The 20823-nt window shown below is 65.4% G+C and carries 10 protein-coding genes and 1 other RNA gene; 8 read left to right on the plus strand and 3 right to left on the minus strand.

Annotated elements, in window-relative coordinates; genetic code table 11:
- Positions 1-58 precede the first annotated feature (58 nt).
- Positions 59-1105 (minus strand): glycosyltransferase family 9 protein, encoded by a 1047-nt coding sequence (locus Q9Q79_RS04465; protein WP_012479274.1) that lies wholly within the window; start codon positions 1103-1105, stop codon positions 59-61.
- A 20-nt stretch (positions 1106-1125) separates the two neighbouring features.
- Between Q9Q79_RS04465 and Q9Q79_RS04470 the strand changes: the two genes are divergently transcribed.
- The 3 genes from Q9Q79_RS04470 to Q9Q79_RS04480 are packed head-to-tail and all read left to right on the plus strand — an operon-like array spanning position 1126 to position 3028.
- Positions 1126-1875, plus strand: coding sequence for a 3-deoxy-D-manno-octulosonic acid kinase (locus Q9Q79_RS04470; RefSeq protein ID WP_111198292.1), 750 nt, complete (start codon positions 1126-1128; stop codon positions 1873-1875).
- Positions 1875-2642 carry an MBL fold metallo-hydrolase gene (locus tag Q9Q79_RS04475; RefSeq protein WP_043033707.1) on the plus strand — a complete coding sequence of 256 codons (768 nt, stop codon included), beginning with the start codon at positions 1875-1877 and terminating at the stop codon, positions 2640-2642. The genes Q9Q79_RS04470 and Q9Q79_RS04475 overlap by 1 nt, the downstream gene beginning before the upstream one ends.
- On the plus strand, positions 2639-3028 hold the full coding sequence (locus Q9Q79_RS04480; protein ID WP_106550277.1) for a nuclear transport factor 2 family protein: 390 nt from the start codon (positions 2639-2641) through the stop codon (positions 3026-3028). Before Q9Q79_RS04475 ends, Q9Q79_RS04480 begins: the two co-directional genes overlap by 4 nt.
- Positions 3029-3118: 90 nt before the next feature.
- Here Q9Q79_RS04480 and ffs read toward each other — a convergent pair.
- An RNA gene (gene ffs, locus Q9Q79_RS04485) (signal recognition particle sRNA small type) lies at positions 3119-3215 on the minus strand.
- Between the two features lie 300 nt (positions 3216-3515).
- On the opposite strand from ffs, the gene sugE reads away from it, so the two are divergent.
- Positions 3516-3833 (plus strand): quaternary ammonium compound efflux SMR transporter SugE, encoded by a 318-nt coding sequence (gene sugE, locus Q9Q79_RS04490; protein ID WP_005408286.1) that lies wholly within the window; start codon positions 3516-3518, stop codon positions 3831-3833.
- Positions 3834-4192: 359 nt separating this feature from the next.
- Entirely contained in the window at positions 4193-15085 is a 10893-nt protein-coding gene (locus Q9Q79_RS04495; protein WP_201861818.1) for an autotransporter-associated beta strand repeat-containing protein, read from the plus strand.
- A 56-nt stretch (positions 15086-15141) separates the two neighbouring features.
- Here the strand turns inward: Q9Q79_RS04495 and Q9Q79_RS04500 are convergent, their stop codons facing one another.
- A complete protein-coding gene (locus Q9Q79_RS04500) occupies positions 15142-15585 on the minus strand; it encodes a GNAT family N-acetyltransferase (protein WP_012479278.1) in 444 nt (147 codons plus the stop codon).
- A 339-nt stretch (positions 15586-15924) separates the two neighbouring features.
- Here Q9Q79_RS04500 and Q9Q79_RS04505 point away from each other — a divergent pair, with 339 nt between their 5' ends.
- The 3 genes from Q9Q79_RS04505 to Q9Q79_RS04515 all read left to right on the plus strand — a co-directional run bounded on the left by Q9Q79_RS04505 (position 15925) and on the right by Q9Q79_RS04515 (position 20282).
- The gene (locus tag Q9Q79_RS04505) at positions 15925-16335 is read left to right on the plus strand and encodes a DUF3592 domain-containing protein (RefSeq protein ID WP_024956127.1); all 411 of its coding nucleotides are present in this window, start codon (positions 15925-15927) and stop codon (positions 16333-16335) included.
- Positions 16336-16992: 657 nt separating this feature from the next.
- The gene (locus Q9Q79_RS04510; protein ID WP_201861820.1) at positions 16993-18063 is read left to right on the plus strand and encodes a DNA adenine methylase; all 1071 of its coding nucleotides are present in this window, start codon (positions 16993-16995) and stop codon (positions 18061-18063) included.
- Positions 18060-20282 (plus strand): class I SAM-dependent methyltransferase, encoded by a 2223-nt coding sequence (locus Q9Q79_RS04515; RefSeq protein ID WP_201861824.1) that lies wholly within the window; start codon positions 18060-18062, stop codon positions 20280-20282. The genes Q9Q79_RS04510 and Q9Q79_RS04515 overlap by 4 nt, the downstream gene beginning before the upstream one ends.
- The last annotated feature ends 541 nt before the right edge of the window (positions 20283-20823 follow it).

The raw sequence follows: 20823 nt of genomic DNA on the forward strand, positions 1-20823 counted from the left end.
AGGTCCACGCCATGCGTGGATGAAACCGCCGGGCGCAGGCCAACGCCCGGCCGGCCAATCACCCCAGATGATCGGCCACGTAACGCTCGAAAGCCGCGATGCCGTCTTCGACAGTGATCAGTTCCATCACATCGTCGAACTCGATCTTGGTGCCCCATTTCAGATCGGCGGCCTGCTTGGCCAGGTACTTGCGTGCGGCGTCGTCGTAGCGGTCCACGCAGTAGCGGCGGTCCGAGTACGGTCCGCTGCGGTTCGGGTTGCTGGCCGCATGCAGGCCCAGCACCTTGGCGCCCATCGCGTTGGCGATGTGCATCGGGCCCGAGTCCGGAGTCATCACCAGGTTGGCGCGGGCAAGCAGGGCAGGCAGCTGCTTCAAGGTGTCCTTCCCGACCAGGTCCAGCGCCGGCGTGAGCAGTTGTGCCTGGATGGCATCGGCCATGCTGCGCTCCAGTTCGCTGCGGCCACCGCACAGCACCACCTGCCAACCACGCTGCGCGGCGTGGTTGGCCACGGCTGCATAGCGGTCTGCATACCAGTTGCGGCGCACGTGGCTGGAACAGGGCGAGATCATCAGCACCGGGCGCCCATCGTCCTGCCATTGCGCAGCGGCCCAGTCATATGCGGACTGGGGCACGGCCAGGTCCCAGCTGACCTCGGTCTGGCGCAGGCCCAGCGGCTCGCAGAAGCTGCCGATGGCATCCAGCACATGGACGCCGGGGCGGTCGGGAATGCGCTCGTTGATGAAGAGCCCGTGCAGGTCCTTGGAACGGCTGCGGTCGTAGCCGATGCGTCGCTCGGCGGGAATGAACGCCGACAGCAGGTTGGCGCGGAACGCCACCTGCATCTGCAGCAGCGCTTCAAAACGCCCCGGTGGCAGCTGTTTGCGCAGCTCCTTGACCCCTGCCATGCCGCTCTTCTTGTCGTAGGCGTGGAAGGTGACGCCGGGCAGGCCATCGAGCAGTTTGTGGCCGACCTTGTCGATGATCCAGTGGATCGGCGTGTCCGGACGCGCAGCCTGCAGGGTGCGCACCAGGGGCACCACGTGGGTGACATCGCCGAGTGCGGACAGGCGCAGGAGGCACAAGGAGGAGGACGCTGATGCCATGTGTTGTTAGACTCAATGAAATGGTCGCATTCGACGCCAATGAAGCGCTGACGCCATGCCGCGAGGGTCGCGGCATCGGGGCCATTCTGTTCGACCGCGAGCGGCTGCGGCAAGCCGAGGTTGGCCTGTTCTCCCCCCAGCACTGGGGCAGCAAGGCCCGGCCGGTCGGCGAGGGCGGCCGCGGCAGCGCCTGGTTCATCGATGCGCCGTTCGGCGCCAGCGTGCTGCGCCACTACCTGCGCGGCGGCCTGGCAGCGAAGATCAGCCATGACCAGTACCTCTGGCGTGGCTCGGACCGGACCCGGAGCTTTGCCGAATTCCGCCTGATGCGCACCCTGCGCGAGAAGAAGCTGCCGGTGCCCCGGCCGATCGCCGCGTACTACATGCGCGAAGGCCTGCGCTACCGGGCGGCAATCCTGATGGAGCGGATCGAGGGCGTGCGCTCGCTGGCCGACCGTGCGCTGGTCGCCGGACGGGGCGCGCCCTGGGAAGAGACCGGGCGGCTGATCGCCCGCTTCCACCGTGCCGGCCTGGACCATGCCGACCTCAACGCGCACAACATCCTGTTCGATGGCAACGGCCATGGCTGGCTGATCGACTTCGACCGCGGGGTGATCCGCATTCCGGCCACCGCCTGGCGCGAACGCAACCTCAAGCGCCTGCTGCGCTCGCTGATCAAGCTGCGCGGCGAGCGCAGCGTGGAGGACGTGCAGAAGGACTACGCGCGGCTGAGGCGCGCCTATGACATGGCCTGGAACCGGGGCACCTGATGGGCTGGTCGTTGCGTTTCCTCGGCGTCGGCAACGCGTCGGCGGTCGAGCTGGGGTCGCCGATGTCGGTGATCGAGCGGGACGGGCGGCCATGGCTGACGATCGACTGCGGCGGCGAAGGCCTGACCGCGTTCAAGGCGCACTACGGGCACATGCCGCAGGCACTGTTCGTCACCCATGTGCACCTGGATCACGTGGCCGGTTTCGAGCGGCTGTTCGTCGATACCTTCTTCAGCACGCAGCGCCGCGGCAAGGTGCGCCTGTATGTGCCTGCCACCGTGGTGCCGCTGCTGCACAAGCGCATCGGCGACTACCCGAACGTGCTGGCCGAGGGCGGTGCCAACTTCTGGGATGCCTTCCAGCTGATCGTGGTGGGCGAGGCGTTCTGGCATGAGGGCGTGCGCCTGGAAGTATTCCCGGTACGCCACCACTGGCCGGAGACGGCTTACGGCCTGCGCCTGCAGGGCGCGCTGACCTGGAGCGGTGACACCCGGCCGATTCCGGAGATGCTGGCCCGCTTCGCCAACGACAACGAGCTGATCGCCCACGACTGCGGCCTGCACGGCAACCCTTCGCATACCGGCGTGGACGACCTGGAGCGTGAGTACAGCGCCGAGCTGCAGTCCCGGATGATGCTCTATCACTACGCCAGTGCGGCTGATGGCCAGGCGCTGGCCGCGCGCGGGCACCGAGTGGCGCAGCCGGGGCAGTGTGTGCCGCTGGCTTTCCCGACCGCACCGAACGTGCTGGCACAGGATCCGCCGTGAGCGGAACCGGCGGGCCCGCCGATGCGGCGCTGGCCGCCGAACTGGAGATGCTGGAGCGCGCGCTGCATGCGCCTGCGGTGCGGGCTGATCGTGAGCGCCTTGCCGCACTGCTGGACGAGGATTTCAGCGAAATCGGCAGTTCCGGCCGCTGTTACGGCCGTGAAGCGGCGTTGGCGGAGATTCCGCTGGAGCGCGCGCAGGTGCAGATCGAATCGGAGCAGTACGCGGTCTCGCTGCTGGCGCAGGACCTGGCTCAGGTGCGTTACCGCAGCCGCTATCACCTTGATGGCCAGCCGCAGGGCTGGGTGCTGCGCAGTTCGCTGTGGCGCAGGCACGCACAGGGGTGGCGGGTGGTGTTCCACCAGGGAACGCCGCAGGCACGCTAGCGCTGGGCCATGCCGGGCGAAGCATGTGAAGCCGGGGTCAGATCCCTTTGCCATGCAAAGGGATCTGACCCCAGTGCAGAAAAGGCGGTGGCCCCGCCGGCTGACCTCGGCGCCCGCGTCGATCGATACCGTTGCTGCCTTCCGGCCCTGGCGGGGTTTTCGACCTAGCGTCGCGAGGGGCCGACGGGGCCACCATAGAGACGTTGGCCGCCCGGTGGGCGGCCAGTTCACGGATCAGGGGAAGCAGCGCGCGATGCGCCAGAGACCACAGCCGGACTGCGCATCGGCTGGCCGATGGCAGACGCGTAGTCTAGCGCAGGCAGGTGCATCGACGCCAGCTTCACGCGCTGAATCTGCTGTAACCCGTTCCCGCCCACGGCGGCCCGGGCCAGCCCCCGTTGCTAGAATGCCGGCCTGGAGGAACGACCTCCCCCACATCGGGAATCAATGACCAGGACGGCCTGGCCCTACCAAGAGGAGGGCCGTCATGGCCTGGATCTATCTGTTGTTCGCCGGCCTGCTGGAAATCGTCTGGGCCGTGTCCATGAAGCAGTCCGAAGGCTTCACCAAGCTCACCCCCACCGTGGTCACGATCGTTGGCATGATCGCCAGCTTCTGGCTGCTGGCCGTGGCCATGCGCAGCCTGCCGCTGGGCACCGCCTACACGATCTGGACCGGCATCGGCGCGGTCGGCGCGTTCGTGGTCGGCATCGTGTTCCTGGGCGAGCAGGTCAGCCCGATGCGGATCGGTGCAGCGGTGCTGATCGTTTCCGGCCTGGTGCTGATGAAACTCTCGAGCAGCTGAATGTATTTACTTATGGCGGGGAAAGGAATCTCCGCTTCCAGTAGGTATATGCATTTTCGGCAAGACCATTTTGTCCGCCCGTTTTATTTGACGTACGTCATGAAAATAACGAGCGTGATTCACATGCCGCTGGCACCGACGGTCGCACAGTGCCGCCATTCGTCGGGCGAAACCGGGGAGTTTTCGCCTTGATGAACATGCTTTCGTACCTGTAACCGGGTGCGATCGCGTGAAGATGTGAAGATTTTCAGGAGTTAATGCCTTCAAACCTTGTTTCCGCATCGGGAGCCGAGGTGGGCCGCATTGTCTCCAAAAAACCTGCCAGCTGTGCCATCCGGTCTTTTCATGGAGATTTACCGATGAACCGCATTTACCGTCTGGTTTTCAATCGTGCCCTTGGGGTAATGCAGGTTGCTTCGGAGGTCGCCCGGAACCCCGGCGGAAGCGCGGTCAGCGCAGGGCGGGTGCCGCGATTGCGGGCGCACCAGCTGGCGGCGGCTTTGGCCGCCACACTGGCCAGCGGATCGGCATTCGCAGCGTGCACCGGCACCACAACCGTAAACTGCGACAGCACCACCAACATCAACAACTACTCCAACGCGACCAACGGCCTCACGCTGAACATCGCCGCGGGTGCATTGCTGCGTACGCCGCCGGTCGTAGGTGGCGGCAACGCAGCAACGCTGACCGGCGACAACGTGACGGTCAACAACAATGGCACGATCGATCCGAGCTCGATCATCCTCGCCTCGCCCGGCCTGGTCATCGGCAATGGTTCTGCCAACAACAGCGCGATCGTCGTCAACAACAACGCCAGCGGACAGATCAAGGGTGTCGTCAACATCGCAACGCTGCTGGGCTTCGGTGGACAGGCGCTGGTGGCACAGAATGTCAACGGCACCACCACCATCAACAACGCCGGCCTGATCAGCACGTCGCTGATCGGTGCAGGCAGCGTTTCCGACGCGACCACGGTGGTGACCTATGGTGGTGCAGCCGCCAATGTGACCAACACAGGCACCATCGACGGACGCGTCGGCCTGGGTGCTTCTGGCGGTAACACGTTCCTCAATGCGGGGGCGGTCAGTGGCAGCGTTCACCTGGGTGATTCAACCGGCGGCAACACCTTCACCGCAGTGTCGGGTTCCAGCGTTGTGAGCGGCGGCGGCAGCGCTCTTGCCGGCGTGATTACCGGTGTCACCGGGGTAAAGGTTGCGGCAGCGGGATCGGTCGACGCCGGTACCGGCAGTGGTGCGGCCAACAACACGCTGGTGTTGCAGAACGTCGTCAGCGGTCCGGGGTCCGGCATCGGCGGAGCGGTGACCACGCTGGGCTGGAACCAGTACCTCAACTTCCAGAAGCTCACCGTCAACAGCGGCACCTGGAACCTGCAGGGTGCGTGGGCGGGTGCGGGTACGACCACGCTCAATGATGGCCTGGTCAATTTCAACAATGCCGGTTCCTTCGGCACAGGGCTGTTCACCGCCAACGGCGGTGCCATCGCCTCCGCCACGGCCGGTCTGAACCTGGCCAACCCTTTCAGCCTTGGTGGCAATCTGTCCCTGGCAGGGACCAATGCGTTCAGCCTGGGGGGCTTGCTGTCCGGTACTGGCGGGCTGACGGTCAACAACACCGGCATCGTTACTCTCGGCGGCGCAAACCTGTTCTCCGGCGGCGTCAACCTCAATGCCGGCGGCCTGGTGCTGGGCAATGCCGGTGCACTGGGCAGCGGCAACCTGACCGTGGGTGGCAGCGCTTCACTGGATACGACGGCGGGCTTCACCCTGGGCAACAATCTGGTGATCAATGGCGGGGGCTCGCTGAACCTGCTGGGCAGCAATGCGTTGTCATTGAACGGTTCGATCTCCGGTGCCGGCAACCTGACCAAGAGCGGCGCCGGCACCCTCACCTTGAACGGCGCCAATGCGCTGACCGGCAGTTTCAACCTGGCCGGAGGCGCGTTGGCGCTGGGCGCGGGCGGCAGCCTGTCACCCACCGGCGCGATCACGGTCGGCGTCGGTACCACCCTGGACCTGTCGGCGGCTGCCAACCAGACCATCGGTTCGCTGGCGGGCCTCGGCGGTTCGGTCAACCTGGGCAGCCACACGCTCACCCTCGCGGGGCTGGGCGATACCAGCTACAGCGGTACGTTCGCCGCAGGCACGGGTGGCCTGGTCAAGCTGGGCACCGGCGTGCAGACCTTGTCGGGCGTGAACAACCTCAGTGGCGGCGTGGCACTCAACGCCGGTGGCCTGCTGCTGGGCAATGCTGCTGCGCTGGGCAGCGGTGCGCTCAGTGTCGGTGGCAACGTGACGCTCGATGGAACCACGGGGGCGCTTGCACTGGCCAACGCGGTCAACCTCGGGTCGGGCGCCAGCCTGAATCTGCTTGGCGGACAGGCGCTCACGTTCAACGGCGTGATCGGTGGCGGGGGTGGCCTGGTCAAGAGCGGTGCGTCGTCGCTGACGCTCAATGGCGCCAATACCTTCGACGGCGGCGTGGTGTTCAATGCCGGCAGCCTGGTGCTGGGCAACGGCGGTGCACTGGGAACCGGGGCGCTGAACGTCGGCGGTGCGGTATCGCTCGACGCCAGCGCCGGCCTCACCGTGGGCAATGGCATCACGCTTGGCGCCGGTGGTTCGCTCGATGTGCTGGGCTCGAATGCGCTGACGCTGGGCGGTGTCATCGGCGGGAGCGGCAGCCTGGTCAAGAACGGCGCCTCCACGCTGACGCTGGGCGGCGCGAACACGTTCACCGGTGGGCTGGCGGTGAATGCCGGAACGGTGTCATTGGCCAGTGGTGGCAGCCTGGCGGCGACCGGCGCGGTCAGCCTGGCCGGCGCTGGCAGCGCACTGGATATCTCGCTGGGTGGCAACCAGACCATCGGTGCGTTGTCCGGCGTGGCTGGCAGCACCCTGTCGCTGGGCAGCAGCACGCTGACCTTTGGTGATGCCACCAACCAGACCTTCGCCGGAGTGATCGGCGGCACCGGTGGCCTGATCAAGCAGGGCACCGGCGTGCAGACGCTGACCAGCGCCAGCACCTTCAGCGGTGGGGTGAATCTTGCCGCCGGTGGCCTGGTGCTGGGCAACGCCGGTGCGCTGGGAGGCGGTGCGCTGACGGTCAGCGGCAACGGTTCGCTGGATACCACGGCAGCGTTGAACCTGGGCAATGCGATCAACCTCGGCGCGGCGTTGACCCTGCCGGGCAGCCAGAACCTGGCCCTGGCCGGCAACATCACCGGCACCGGCAGCCTGGTCAAGAACGGCGCGGCGACACTGACCTTGAACGGTACCAACACCTTCAGTGGTGGACTGAACGCAAACGCTGGCGCCCTGCTGCTGGGCAACAGCGGCGCACTCGGCACGGGGACGCTGGGCATCGGTGGGAACGTCTCGCTCGACGGCGGTGCGCCGCTGAACCTGGGCAACAACGTGGCACTGGGTGCAGGCGCCGCGTTGTCGCTGCCGGGTTCGCAGTCGATCACGCTGGGTGGGGTGGTGTCCGGTGCGGGCAGGCTGGTGAAGAACGGTCCCACCACCTTGACCCTCAATGGCGCCAACAGCTTCGGTGGCGGGCTGACCGTCAACGGCGGCGGCCTGCTGCTGGGCAATGCCGGCGCGCTGGGCACCGGTGCATTGTCGGTGGGGGCCAACACCACGCTGGACAGTTCGGTGGCGCTGGACCTGGCCAACAGCGTCAACCTCGGCGCCGGTGCGGTGCTGGATCTGCTGGGCAGCCAGAACGTGTCGCTGGAGGGTGTCATCAGCGGCACCGGCGGGCTGGTCAAGAACGGTGCGGCGACACTGGCGTTGAACGGCGCCAATACGTTCAGCGGGGGCGTCGGGCTCAACGCGGGCGTACTGCAGCTTGGCAACGCACAGGCGCTGGGTACCGGCCAGCTGGACGTGGGCGGCAACGCTTCGCTGGATGCCACTGCGGCGCTTTCGGTGGGCAACACCCTCGGCCTCGCCGCCGGCGCCAACCTCACCGTGCTGGGCAGCAATGACCTGACGCTGACCGGTCCGGTGTTCGGCGCCGGCGGGCTGATCAAGGATGGCGCGGCGCGCCTCACGCTGTCTGGCGCCAACACGTTCGGGGGTGGCACCACCGTCAACGCCGGTACGCTGGCGCTGGGGGCCGGTGGCAACCTTGCCGCGGCCGGTGCGGTGGATCTTGCCGGTGCCGGTGCGACGCTGGACATCTCCGCAGCCGGTGCCGCGCAGACCATTGGCGCACTCAACGGCGTCGCAGGCAGCCAGCTGGCGCTGGGCGCGCAGTCGCTGACCTTTGGCGGCGCCGGCAACGGCAGCTTTGCCGGCGTGATCGGTGGCACTGGCGGCCTGGTCAAGACGGGTACCGGCGTGCAGACGCTGTCCGGTGCAAACACGTTCAGTGGTGGCCTTGCGCTCAATGCGGGTGGGTTGGTACTGGGCGATGCAGGTGCGCTTGGTACCGGTGCGCTGGGTATTGGCGGCACCACCACGCTGGACAGCACGGTGGCATTGAATCTGGCCAACGCGGTGAACTTCGGTGCCGGCACCCAGCTCACCCTGGGCGGAACCAGTGACGTTGCATTCGGAGGCGTGCTGAGCGGCAACGGCAGCCTGGTCAAGAATGGTGCGGGCCTGCTGACCCTCAACAACACCAACACCTTCGGTGGCGGCCTGACCTTGAACGGTGGTGGCCTGGTGGTCGGCGCGAATGGTGCGCTCGGTACCGGTGCGCTGGCGGTCAATGCCAGCACCACGCTGGATGCGGGCACTGCAGTGACGCTCGGCAATGCGGTCACGCTGGGCTCGGGCGTCGCACTCACGCTGCCCGGCAGCAATGCGCTGACGCTGTCGGGCGTGGTAGGCGGCAATGGCAGCCTGATCAAGAATGGCGGCACCACGTTGACGCTGTCCGGTGCCAACACCTACACCGGCGGTACCACCATCAACGCCGGCACGCTGGCGTTGGGCACGGGTGGCAGTCTCGCCGCAGTCGGTGATGTCACGTTGGGCGCGGGCGCAGGCTTCGATATCTCCGGTGCCGGCGGCAACCAGACCATCGGCGCGCTCAACGGCGCGGGCGGCAGCACGCTGACGCTGGGCGGCAACTCGTTGACCTTCGGTACCGCCGGCAACGCCGCGTTCGATGGCGTGATCAGCGGCGGTGGTGGCCTGGTCAAGGTGGGCGCGGGCGTACAGACCTTGTCCGGCGCCAATACCTTCGGTGGCGGCGTGACGCTCAATGCAGGCGGACTGGTGCTCGGCAATGATGCGGCGCTGGGCACGGGCGCATTGACCGTCGGTGGTGCTGCCACGCTGGATACCGCCGGCCTGGCAACGCTGGCCAACAACATCGCGCTCAATGCCGGGCTGACCGTAATCGGGACCAATGCACTGACGCTCAACGGCGTCCTTTCCGGGGCCGGCAGCCTGACCAAGAATGGCAGCGCGACGCTGACGTTGAATGGCGCCAACACCTACACCGGTGGCACCAACATCAACGCCGGCACGCTGGCGCTGGGGGCCGGTGCCAGCCTGGCCGCGAGCGGTACCGTCAATCTTGCCACCGGCGCCACGCTGGACCTGTCGGCCGGCAGTGGCACGCAGCAGTTCGGCACGCTGGTCGGCAACGGTACGGTGAACCTCGGTGCCAACTCGATCGAAGTGGGCGGCGCCACCGATGGCACCTTCAGTGGCTCGATCGCAGGCACCGGTGGCCTGACCAAGGTCGGTGCCGGCATCGAGACGCTGACCGGTGCCAACACCTACACCGGCGGCACTTTGATCAACGCCGGTACCCTGGCGATCGGTCCCGGCGGCAGTCTGGCCGCGACCGGTGCGGTGACGCTCACTGCGGCAGGCACAGGCTTCGATATCTCCACTGCCGGCGCCAACCAGACCATCGGGGCGTTGAACGGCGTGGCGGGTTCGACGGTGAGCCTGGGGGCACAGACACTGACCCTGGGCGGCGTTGGCAACAGCATCTTCGATGGCGCGATCTCCGGCACCGGCGGCCTGGTCAAGAACGGCGCCGGCAGCCTCACGCTGGGCGGTGCCAACCTGTTCAGCGGTGGCGTCGCGCTCAATGGCGGCGCATTGGTGGTCGGCAACAACGCTGCGCTCGGCAGCGGTGCGCTGACGGTGGGAAGCAACGCGACGCTGGATGCATCCACCGGCGTCAGCCTGGCCAACAACATCAACCTCGCATCGGGTGCCAACCTCGATCTGCTCGGCAGCCAGGCGCTGACCCTGGGCGGCGTGATCTCCGGCACGGGCGGGCTGATCAAGGACGGTGCGGCCACGGTGACCCTGAGCGGCGCCAACACCTACACCGGTGGCACCACCATCAACAGCGGCACGCTGGCGATCGGCGCTGGTGGCAGCCTCGCCGCGGCCGGCGCAGTGAACCTGGCCGGTGCTGGCACGTTCGACATTTCGGCGGGCAACCAGGCCATCGGTTCGCTGGCCGGCGTCGCCGGCAGTACGGTGGCGCTGGGCGGCAGCACGCTGACCCTGGGCGGCACCGTGGACAGCACCTTCAGCGGTGCGATCAGTGGCAACGGCGGCCTGGTCAAGAACGGCGCAGGCGTGCAGACGCTCAACGGCGCCAGCACCTTCAGCGGCGGCGTAGCGCTCAACGCCGGTGGCCTGGTGGTCGGCAACAATGCTGCGTTGGGCACCGGTGCGGTGACGGTCGGAGGCGCTGCGACGCTCGATTCGAACACGGCGGTCACCCTCGCCAACAACTTCACCCTCAACAACGCGTTGACCGTCCTCGGCAGCAACAACCTCACCCTCAACGGCATCCTCAGTGGTACCGGCTCACTGACCAAGGAGGGTGCCGCGACGCTGACCTTGAATGGTGCCAACACCTATACCGGCGGTACTTTCATCAACGCCGGCACTCTGGCACTGGGTGCTGGCGCCAGCCTGGCCTCCTCAGGCACCGTCAACCTGGCCACGGGGGCGACCTTCGATCTGTCAGCAGGCAGCGGCACGCAGCAGTTCGGTACCCTGATCGGCAGCGGTACAGTGAATCTGGGCGCCAACACGCTGACGATCGGAGGCCCTGCCAATGGCACCTTCAGTGGTTCGGTGGCCGGCTCCGGTGGCCTGATCAAGGAAGGTTCGGGCACCCAGACGTTGACCGGCACCAACACCTTCACCGGTGGCACCACCATCAACGCCGGCACGCTGGCGATCGGTGCCGGCGGCAGCCTTGCAGCGACCGGTGCGGTCACCCTGGCCAACGCCGGTACCACCTTCGACATCAGCGCGGGTGGTGCGCAGGCGATCGGTTCGCTGGCAGGCGTGGCAGGTTCGACCGTGGCGCTGGGCGGCAGCACGCTGACCCTCAATGGCGTGGGCAATACCACGTTCGCCGGCACCATCGGAGGGGCCGGTGGCCTGGTAAAGAACGGCGCAGGCATCCAGGGCTTGACGGGCGTCAACGTCTTCACGGGCGGCGTGACCCTCAATGCCGGTGGCCTGCTGCTGGGCAACGGCGGTTCGCTGGGCATCGGCGCGCTGACCGTAGGCGGCAACGCCAGCCTGGATGGCACCAGTGCGCTGACTCTGGCCAACACCGTGCAGCTGGCCAGCGGCACGCTGACTCTGGCCGGCAGCAACGCGCTGACCTTGAACGGACCGATCAGCGGTGCCGGTGGCCTGCTGAAGGATGGCGCGGCGACGGTCACCCTGGGCGGTGCCAGCAGCTATACCGGCACCACCACCATCAACAGCGGCACGCTGGCGGTAGCAGCCGGCGGCAGCCTGTCCGGTGCCAGCACGGTCAACCTGGCCGGTGCTGGCACACTGGATATCAGCGCCGGTGGCAACCAGACCATCGGCGGCCTGGCCGGTGTGGCCGGCAGCACGGTGGCGCTGGGAGGCGCAACGCTGACTACCGGCGGCAACAACGCCAGCACCGTGTTCGCTGGCGTCCTCAGTGGCACCGGCGGCCTGGTGCAGGGAGGTACCGGTACGCTGACCCTGAGCGGCGACAACACCTATACCGGCGGTACCACCATCAACGGTGGCAGCACCCTGCAGATCGGCAACGGTGGCAGCACCGGTTCGGTGCTGGGCGACATCACCAACAATGGCAGCCTGGTCTACAACCTCGGCACCACGGCAACCGTGGGTGCGGTGGTCAGTGGCAATGGCGGTCTGACCCAGGCCGGCAGCGGCACGCTGGTGCTGACCGGCAACAACACCTACACCGGAGGGACCACCATCAATGCCGGCGGCACGCTGCAGATCGGCAACGGTGGTGCGACCGGTGCGATCGTCGGCGACATCACCAACAACGGCGCGCTGGTGTCCAACGTGGCCGGCAACACCACGCTCGGTGGCACCATCAGCGGCAGTGGCGGCCTGACCCAGTCCGGCAGCGGCACGCTGGTGCTGACCGGCAACAACACCTATACCGGCGGCACCACCGTCAATGCCGGTGGCACCCTGCAGGTGGGCAATGGCGGTGCGACCGGTGCGATCACCGGCAACGTTGCCAACAACGGCAGCCTGGTATTCAACGTGGGCGGCAACACCACGGTCGGTGGCGCGATCAGCGGCAGCGGTGGCCTGACCCAGGCCGGCAGCGGCGTGCTGACCCTGGTCGGCAACAACACCTATACCGGTGGCACCACGATCAATACCGGCGGTACGCTGCAGGTCGGCAACGGCGGGGCAACCGGCGCCATCGCTGGAGACATCACCAACAATGGCGCGTTGATCTCCAACGTGGCCGGCAACACGCAGCTGGGCGGCACCATCAGCGGTACGGGTGGCCTGACCCAGGCGGGCAGTGGGTCGCTGGTGCTGACCGGCACCAACACCTACACCGGGGGTACCACCATCAACGCCGGCGGCACGCTGCAGCTGGGCAATGGCGGCGCGACCGGCTCGATCATTGGCGATGTCACCAACAACGGCACGCTGCTGTCCAACGTGGCCGGCAACACCACGCTGGGTGGCACCATCAGCGGCAGCGGCGGCCTGATCCAGGCCGGCAGCGGCACTCTGACCGTGACCGGCAACAACACCTACACCGGGCCGACCACGATCAATGCAGGCGGCACGCTGCAGGTCGGCAACGGCGGTGCGACCGGCGCGATCGGTGGCAACGTCACCAACAACGGCAACCTGGTGTTCAACGTGGCCGGCAATACCACGGTCGGTGGCGCCATCAGCGGCAGCGGTGGCCTGACCCAGGCCGGCAGCGGCACGTTGATCCTGGGCGGCAACAACACCTATACCGGTGGCACCACCATCAATACCGGCGGCACGTTGCAGGTTGGCAATGGCGGCGCCAGCGGTGCGATCGCCGGCAACGTCAGCAACAACGGCAGCCTGGTGTTCAACGTGGGCGGCAACACCACCGTCGGAGGCACCATCAGCGGCAGTGGTGGCCTGACCCAGGCCGGCACCGGAACGGTCACCCTGACCGGCAACAACACCTACACCGGCGGCACCACCATCAATGCCGGCGGCACCGTGCAGGTCGGCAATGGCGGCGCCAGCGGCTCGATCACCGGCAATATCACCAACAACGGTGGCCTGGTCATCAACACCGGCGGCACCACCACGCTGGGCGGCACCATCAGCGGTGGTGGCAGCATCGTGCAGGCAGGCCCGGGCGGCCTGAACCTGGGCGGCAACAGCGGCGGCTTCAGCGGCACCGGCCAGGTCACCGGTGGTGGCCTGAATGTCACCGGCAACATCGGTGGCCAGTGGACCATCGGCAGCGGTACCACGCTGTCCGGTACCGGGACCATCGGTGGCACGGGTGGCGGCGTGACGGTGTCCAGCGGCGGCGTGCTGTCGCCGGGCAATGGCCCGGGCAACGGCAGTGGTGCAGGCAATGGCACCGGCACGATCACGGTGGGCGGCAACCTGACGTTGTCGCCGGGCAGCACGCTGGGCGTCGATCTGGGTGCCAGCGGCAGTGACACGGTGCAGGTGGGCGGCAGCGCCAACGTGGGTGGCAGTACCGTGCAGGTGAACACGATTTCGCCGAGTACCAGCTACCAGCAGGGCCAGCAGTACACGGTGGTCAATGCGGGCGGTGGCGTGAGTGGGCAGTTCGCTTCGGCGACCTCGCCGTCGGCCTTCCTGACCATCACCCCGGTCTATACCGCCAACACGGCCAACCTGCAGATCGACGTGGCGCAGACCGCGGCATTCACCACGGCGGCGAAGACGCGCAACCAGTACAACACCGCTGCAGCGCTGGACAGCCTGCCGCAGAGTGGTCCGGCACTGGGCCTGTACAACACGCTGCTGATGTATGACGCGGGTACCGCGCGTGCGGCGTTCGACCAGTTGTCCGGCGAGGTGCATGCGGCCAGCCGTGCGGTGCTGCTGTACGACAACTACCTGGAAGAGGGCATCCGCCAGCGTCTCGGCAGCGAACTGCCGACCGTGCGTGGCGAGCGTGCCTCGGCCTGGCTGGCCGGCAGCGGCAAGGTGTTCCGCCAGGACGGTGACGGCAACGGCGATGACATCCGCTCCAACCGCAATGCACTGATGGCGGGCGTGGACTGGCAGCTGGGCGAACACGTGGTGCTGGGTGCGGCCGCAGGCAACGAGCGGCTGGATACGCGCCTGTACGATCGCAGCTCGCGGGCCCGCCTGCGCGGCAACACGTTCGGCCTGTATGCGCAGGGCCAGTGGAACAACGGCTTTGCGGTCGGTGGCAGCGTATCGCGCGGTGACTACCGCACGCGTACCACGCGTGAGGTGCCGCTGCTGGGCCAGACCCTGTACAGCCGCCAGGACTCGGATGTGACCATCGCGCAGGTGGAGGGCAGCTGGACCTGGACCCATGGCAGGACCCAACTGCAGCCGTATGTGCAGTTCACCAGGCACTGGGTCGACAGTGATCGTGCGGTGGAGCAGGGCGGCACGGCTGCGCTGGTGCTGGAAGGCGGCAAGGACACGCTCAATGTCAGCACCGTGGGCGTGCGCGGCCGTTGGGATGTGGGCAGCGGCGAGCGCTTCCCGGCGCAGCTGACGGTTGGCCTGGGCTGGCAGCATGCATCGGGTGATACCGATGTGGCCAGCCGCAACCGCTTCGCGGTGGGCGGCAATGCCTTCGACGTCTACAGCGCGGTGATGGCACGCAATGCGCTGGTCAGTCAGGTGGGCGTGGCGGTGGGCCTCGGCCGCAACAGCCAGCTGTCGATGTTCGTGCAGGGCCAGCACGGCGATGGCCGCCGCGACGTGGGCGGGCAGATCAACCTGCGTGTGGGCTTCTGAGGAGAGTGGGGCGACGTTGGATCCACGCCTGCGTGGATCCAGGGCGGTGCGGAGGGCTAGACCCTCCGCTCCATCTCCACGGCATCGATCCCGGCGCCGTGGCCATTGGAAACGATCCGCGTCACCTGGAAGCCCAGGCCGGCATAGAAGCCCTGGGTGTGCTGGCTGGTACTGAGCGTGATGCGCTTGATCGAGGGATCCGCTTCGGCCTGGCGCAGGCGTGCCAGCGCCAGTTCCCGGCCCAGTCCATGCCGGTGCAGCGCGCGCTGTACCATGCCCCAGCAGAAACCGGCACTGCCGTCGCCGCGTCGCGACAGGCCGCCGCACGCCACGATGCTGCCATCTCGTTCGATGACCTGGAATGCACAGTCCATGGCCTGTTCTTGCAGGAAGCGCCCAAAGTCGCTGCGCTCTTCGGGCGCGAAGTAGGTGGGCACGTTGCTGTCGAAAATCGACAGGCAGGCGCTGGCATCGGCGGGGCGGTAGAGGCGGAGGTTCATGGAAAATGCCTTGGCGTTGCCCGGGCGCATTTCAACCGTCCAGACGTTGTCCTTCTCAAGGGGGTATCGCGCGACGAGGCCGCAGGAGCCGCCGAAGTGCTCCAAGGTACATGGAGCGGAGTCGATCTTCTCACGGATGATTTCGCCCACCTCGAATGACTGTGCGGAACACAGGCGCCTGCACCAGGCGGGTGCGTCAGTGGCGAGGCGCATGCGGCCGCGATGGCATGCAGCGGGGCGCGGCGGCTCTTGGGCTATGCTTTCGACACGTGGGACTGACCGCGCGGCAGGATCCGCCGGCCCCATTCGTCTTCCTGCCTGCAACGGAGCTGCCCAGCGATGCCCGACCCTTCTCTTTCCCGGACTGCCCAGGTCATGCGCGGTCTGCTGTTTGGCGCGGTGGGGCTGTTGATCCTTGCCGTGGCCGCCTTCGAAGTGACGCATCGCCTTGAGTTCCTGCAGATCGCGCAGGCCGTCGATGGCCAGGTCGAGCGCCTGAACGCGGGCGGATCACATCCGCAGATTGCGTTCACCACCGCGACCGGCCAACACGTCTCTTACCCGCAGGGTGGCATGATCTTCGGCTATGAGCCTGGACAGCCGGTACGCGTGCTGTACGATCCGGCGCAACCGCGCCTGGAGCCGGTCCTGGATACGTTCGGTGCGCTGTGGGGAATGACGGTCGTGTGGATGCTGCTGGGGCTGGCGTTCGTCGGCGTCTGCGTGCGGGGACTGCTCCGGCGCAGGTGACTCGCAGCGGATCGCGCGCTGTCGGCGGGCGAACCGTTGGACCTGCCCCTGGCGGCAGGGCCTGTTCAGTTCGGTAGTACCTACCGCGCTTCCCGCCATCCAAATAAAAAAGCCGCCCAGTGGGCGGCTTCTTCATTATCTGGCGAAGAGAGGGGGATTGTCGGGTGCATCCCTGCACCCGATCCCGATGCGCGTTGCGCCCCGGGACCAGCCTGCGGCTGTCCGGTTCTGCTCCTGCAGAACCGTCGAACCCCGGCGGGGCTTCTCACCATCCATCCCATCCGCCAGACAAACGCAAAAGGGCCACCCTGTGGGCGGCCCTTTTGCGTTTGTCTGGCGGAGAGAGGGGGATCGGATCGACTCGAACCTAACCCCTTGACCCTGCAACAGATCGCAAACCAGGAGTGTGTCCTGTGTTGTGTCCTGTCCATCATAGCTTCCGAGGGGGGCGGGAAACAGTGGGAGAGTGCCTTGACCTTGTCCCCTTCAGGAGGGACGGGTAGAGCGGGCGGCCCAGGAGGCTCTGAGCCGTCGTCGGTCCAGATGTTACAATCGGTTCCGCTGTCCGGCCCTTGACTGCACGGAAGATTCCGTTAGTTTGGAATCCTTGGCTGTTCAGTCTGTTAGAGCACTTTGTGGGCCCTTAGGAGAGCTTCAGTGACCTTGCGATACATCGGTTCGAAGACTCGCCTCGTGGATGGCTTGGCACCCTTCATCGGGCAATATTCCGGGAAAGGTCGCTTCGTTGACGCCTTCTGTGGCATGGGCTCTGTGGCAGCCCAGGCATCCCAGCTAGGCTGGCCCGTGTTGCTGAACGACCACCTGTCTTACGCTGCTGTCATGAGCTCGGCTCGGCTGACGGGCCGCAATCAGGTGCCCTTCGCTGAGCTGGGAGGCTACACCTCAGCGATAGAGCGGCTGAACGAACTAGACGGCCGGCGGGGGTTCATCTGGAGCGAGTACAGCCCGGCTTCCTTGCAGCATTCCCGCGCAGGTATAGAACGTCGCTACTTCACCGAGGCCAACGCCGCGCGTATCGACAGCTGCCGTTCGCAGATTTTCGACTGGAGCAAGGCGGGGCTGCTGAATTCTTCAGAAGAACGAGTGCTGTTAGCAGATCTGCTTTCAGCCGCCAATCGTGTGGCCAATATTGCGGGCACCTACGGATGCTTCTTGTCGCGCTGGACGGCGCAGAGCCAAGGAAGCCTTTTGCTTCGTCCGCGTGATTTGGTCGACGAAGGGATGCCAGTCGACATTTCGGTGGGGGACGTGATGGATGTCAGCATTACCCCTGATGACACCGTCTACTTGGATCCCCCTTACACGAAGCGCCAATACGCGTCCTATTACCACCTCCTGGAAACGATCGTTCATGGCGATGCTCCCGTGGTGGAGGGTGTTTCGGGACTTCGCCCTTGGCAGCATCTGGCATCCGACTTTTGCTACAAGCGAAAGGCGCTCGCGGCATTGGTTGGCCTGATTCAAGGTGTTGACGCACGGCGAGTCCTCTTGTCCTACAGCAGCGAAGGTCACGTTGATCTGGACGAGCTGACCGAACGTTTGGTTGACACTGGCGTTGTCAATGTTGAACCACTGGCAAGTATTGGTCGCTACAGGCCAAATCAGAAGGCGAGTGACAACGCTTCTGAGGTCAGTGAATACCTCGTCGTCATCGAGCCGAAGTCAGCGGCCTCGCTGCCAAGAATGAGTGCGACGGCACGGAAATGAGTTCACCTGGAACATTGGAACAAGCGCGGCTGCGAGCTGCGGCGTCTCAGATTCGCGATTTCTCAAGCCAGTTCAAGTCTAAGCAGGAAGAAGCTCGATTCCAGTTGCTGGAGGCTGTGGCAGCACGCCTTGGCTCACACGACGTTGCAGAGTTCCAAGGAGCTTTTGGCCGGGCTTTGATTGCTCCAGCTGCTCAGCTGGACGAAGTCGCCGGCGCAGTGCTTGCACGGATTCGTGTGGCTGGCATTGAACCGGCCCTTGCTCTGAGTGCACTCTCTCGGGAGGCACTTACGGCGTCCCAGCAGAAAAGCACTGGGGCGTATCACACAGACTTTCGACTCGCTCAGCGTCTGGCGAAGGTCTTGGCTCCGAACCTAACCGCCAAGAGTAAGGTCATCGATCCGGCATCGGGTTCGGGGATTTTGCTTGTAGCGCTGACCTTGGCTGTATGCGGGGATGATCGTCGGATGACGGCTCGTTGGCTTCGGAATGGCGTCCATGCAATGGACCTTTCTGAAGCTGCGCTTCGCGGGGCAACATTGTCTCTAGCGGCGCTCACCGATGACCTTAGTGCGGTTATCGAGATGCGTAGCCGTTGGAGAGCAGGCGACAGCCTTGCGCTCGAGGCGGCAGAGTGGGAAAGGATGGCTCCGCGCGGCTTTGACGCGATCATTGCTAATCCCCCGTGGGAAAAAGTTCGTCTAACTAAGCACGAGTTCCTCTTGGGGAAGGGCACCGCTCGTCACTACGGCTCTGATCTCGAACACATGGACCGCGCGGCGTTCGAAGCATCGTCGGGCGAGGTGAAGTCTTACGCAGAGTTCCTGGCGAGGCGTTTTCCTCTCCTGGTGCGAGGCGAGCCAGACTTGTATGCGGCTTTCATGGCGCTTTACTTGAATCTGCTGAAGCCGGGAGGTCAGGCATCAGTCTTGGTCCCGGGGGGGCTGATACGCTCTCAAGGTACTCAAGCCCTCCGGGAAGCACTTTTCGACCGCGCTGAACGGCTTGAGATTGGGCTGTTCGACAATCGCGCCCGCTTCTTTGGAATAGATACCCGCTTTAAGTTCTTGGCGCTCAGCTTTACTCAGCACGCTAACACCCATACAAAGGAGCCTATCCAACTGACCCGTGAGGGTGGGACGGAAACAGAGACGGAGGTGTTGAGCCGAGTTCGCATTGGAAGGAAGACCCTGCGCGCAGTGCGGCCGGACCTTAGTGTGCCGGAGGTCCATAGCAATGCGAGCTGGGCATTGTTCCAGCGTTTGGTTGAGCGTGGAGAGCGTATGGACGACCCTCTTTCGCCTTGGTTTGCAGAGTTCTGCCGCGAGGTCGACATGACAGGCCAGCGCTCATATTTCACACGGTGTCCGGGGAAGGGAAGGATCGGAGTTATTGAAGGCCGTCATGTTCAGCAACACCGCTTTGGTGCGAAGGCCTACGTCGCTGGATCGGGCCGTTCAGCCGTCTGGGAAAGCCTTCCGTTGGGAGGGGCTGAGGTTGTCCCTCAGTTCTACATCGCTGCGAAGGACTGTCCTGCCAAGGCCCAAGAGCGCATCCAGCGCCGTAGGGTCGGCTTCTGTGATATCGCAGGTCAGACTAACGAGCGCTCCATGATGGCAGCCCTGGTGGAGCCGGGCTATGTGTGCGGTAACAAGGTCCCAACAGTCTGCTTCCCCAATGACCCCGATGAGGATCGCCTCTTCGTGTGGCTGGCCGTCGTCAATAGTTTGACCTTTGACTGGATGCTCCGCAGGGTCCTTACGACCAGCATCAACTACTTTGTGCTCTTAAGTATCCCCATGCCCTCGATAAAGCCCAACGGGTTGCCTTGGAGGCGTCTGGCCACCGCTGCCCGGGAGCTTCATGAGCTTAACTTGGCTGCCAGGACCCCTGAAACCGACCGTGAGGCCGCAGGACTGCGCACAAGGATTGATGTCGAAGTGGCCCGTGCCTATAGCGTCACCCTTGCAGAACTTGATCTAATGGCCGCTGATTTCCCGTTGTTGGATCGGGGACAGCCTTCCTTGGAACAGGACAGCCGGTCAACGATCACTTGGGACTCTGTGCTCGCCGGCATGTCCGGCGGCAAGGACCCTTGGCAACGGCGAATGGTTGCTGCGCAGGACGCAGGGGCGATCGCCTTTGTTCCAGCTCAGCATTCAGGTTTCGAGCCGGAGGAAGGGGGCACTTATGGAGCAGAGCGGGTCGAGTCAACGTAAAGGGGCAGCAGGTATCGCCCGAGTTCTTTGGAAGGAAATCCTCCCAGGAGACCGCAGGAAGTTTGTTGCGCAGTCTCACGACTCTGACACAGGGGGCGGGGCACGAGACCTTCGCTTCCGCGGAGACGAAGAGCTTAAGGCCATCGTTTTGGCGATGTTCCCAGTCCAGGAGAAGGCGAATCGGAGGCGAAACAAAGTCTCGACGACCATTATCCGTCACCGGGGGCAGTTCTGCTGGAAGTCTGGTGCAGGCGTCAAGCAGGAAACTCACTCTGAAGCTGCCTACATCGAGCCTCCTACCAGCGCTCGGGAGGGTGAGTGGCGGATTACACGCGTTCACACCTACGGTGTTTTCCAAGGGGTCATCCCGCCGATAACTGCGGGAGACCGTGTGCTGCTTCTGCTCATTCAGACAGATGATGGCAACATCTGGCCCCGGTTTACAACTGAGGCTTCGCTTCGCAAAGACAAATGGAGCGCGGCGGTGAAGCAGCACATTCTCGGCTGCCTAGACAGCAAAAAATCTACACGCCGGGCATCT

The sequence above is a fragment of the Stenotrophomonas sp. a6 genome (genome assembly GCF_030913325.1).
GTDB lineage: Bacteria > Pseudomonadota > Gammaproteobacteria > Xanthomonadales > Xanthomonadaceae > Stenotrophomonas > Stenotrophomonas maltophilia.

Excerpts from the sequence above, each read along its gene's own strand:
- Q9Q79_RS04500 (WP_012479278.1), bottom strand. The coding sequence starts at position 15,585 with ATGAACCTCCGCCTCTACCGCCCCGCCGATGCCAGCGCCTGCCTGTCG.
- Q9Q79_RS04505 (WP_024956127.1), top strand. The coding sequence starts at position 15,925 with ATGCCCGACCCTTCTCTTTCCCGGACTGCCCAGGTCATGCGCGGTCTG.
- Q9Q79_RS04470 (WP_111198292.1), top strand. The coding sequence starts at position 1,126 with ATGGTCGCATTCGACGCCAATGAAGCGCTGACGCCATGCCGCGAGGGT.
- Q9Q79_RS04515 (WP_201861824.1), top strand. The coding sequence starts at position 18,060 with ATGAGTTCACCTGGAACATTGGAACAAGCGCGGCTGCGAGCTGCGGCG.
- Q9Q79_RS04495 (WP_201861818.1), top strand. The coding sequence starts at position 4,193 with ATGAACCGCATTTACCGTCTGGTTTTCAATCGTGCCCTTGGGGTAATG.
- Q9Q79_RS04475 (WP_043033707.1), top strand. The coding sequence starts at position 1,875 with ATGGGCTGGTCGTTGCGTTTCCTCGGCGTCGGCAACGCGTCGGCGGTC.
- sugE (WP_005408286.1), top strand. The coding sequence starts at position 3,516 with ATGGCCTGGATCTATCTGTTGTTCGCCGGCCTGCTGGAAATCGTCTGG.
- Q9Q79_RS04465 (WP_012479274.1), bottom strand. The coding sequence starts at position 1,105 with ATGGCATCAGCGTCCTCCTCCTTGTGCCTCCTGCGCCTGTCCGCACTC.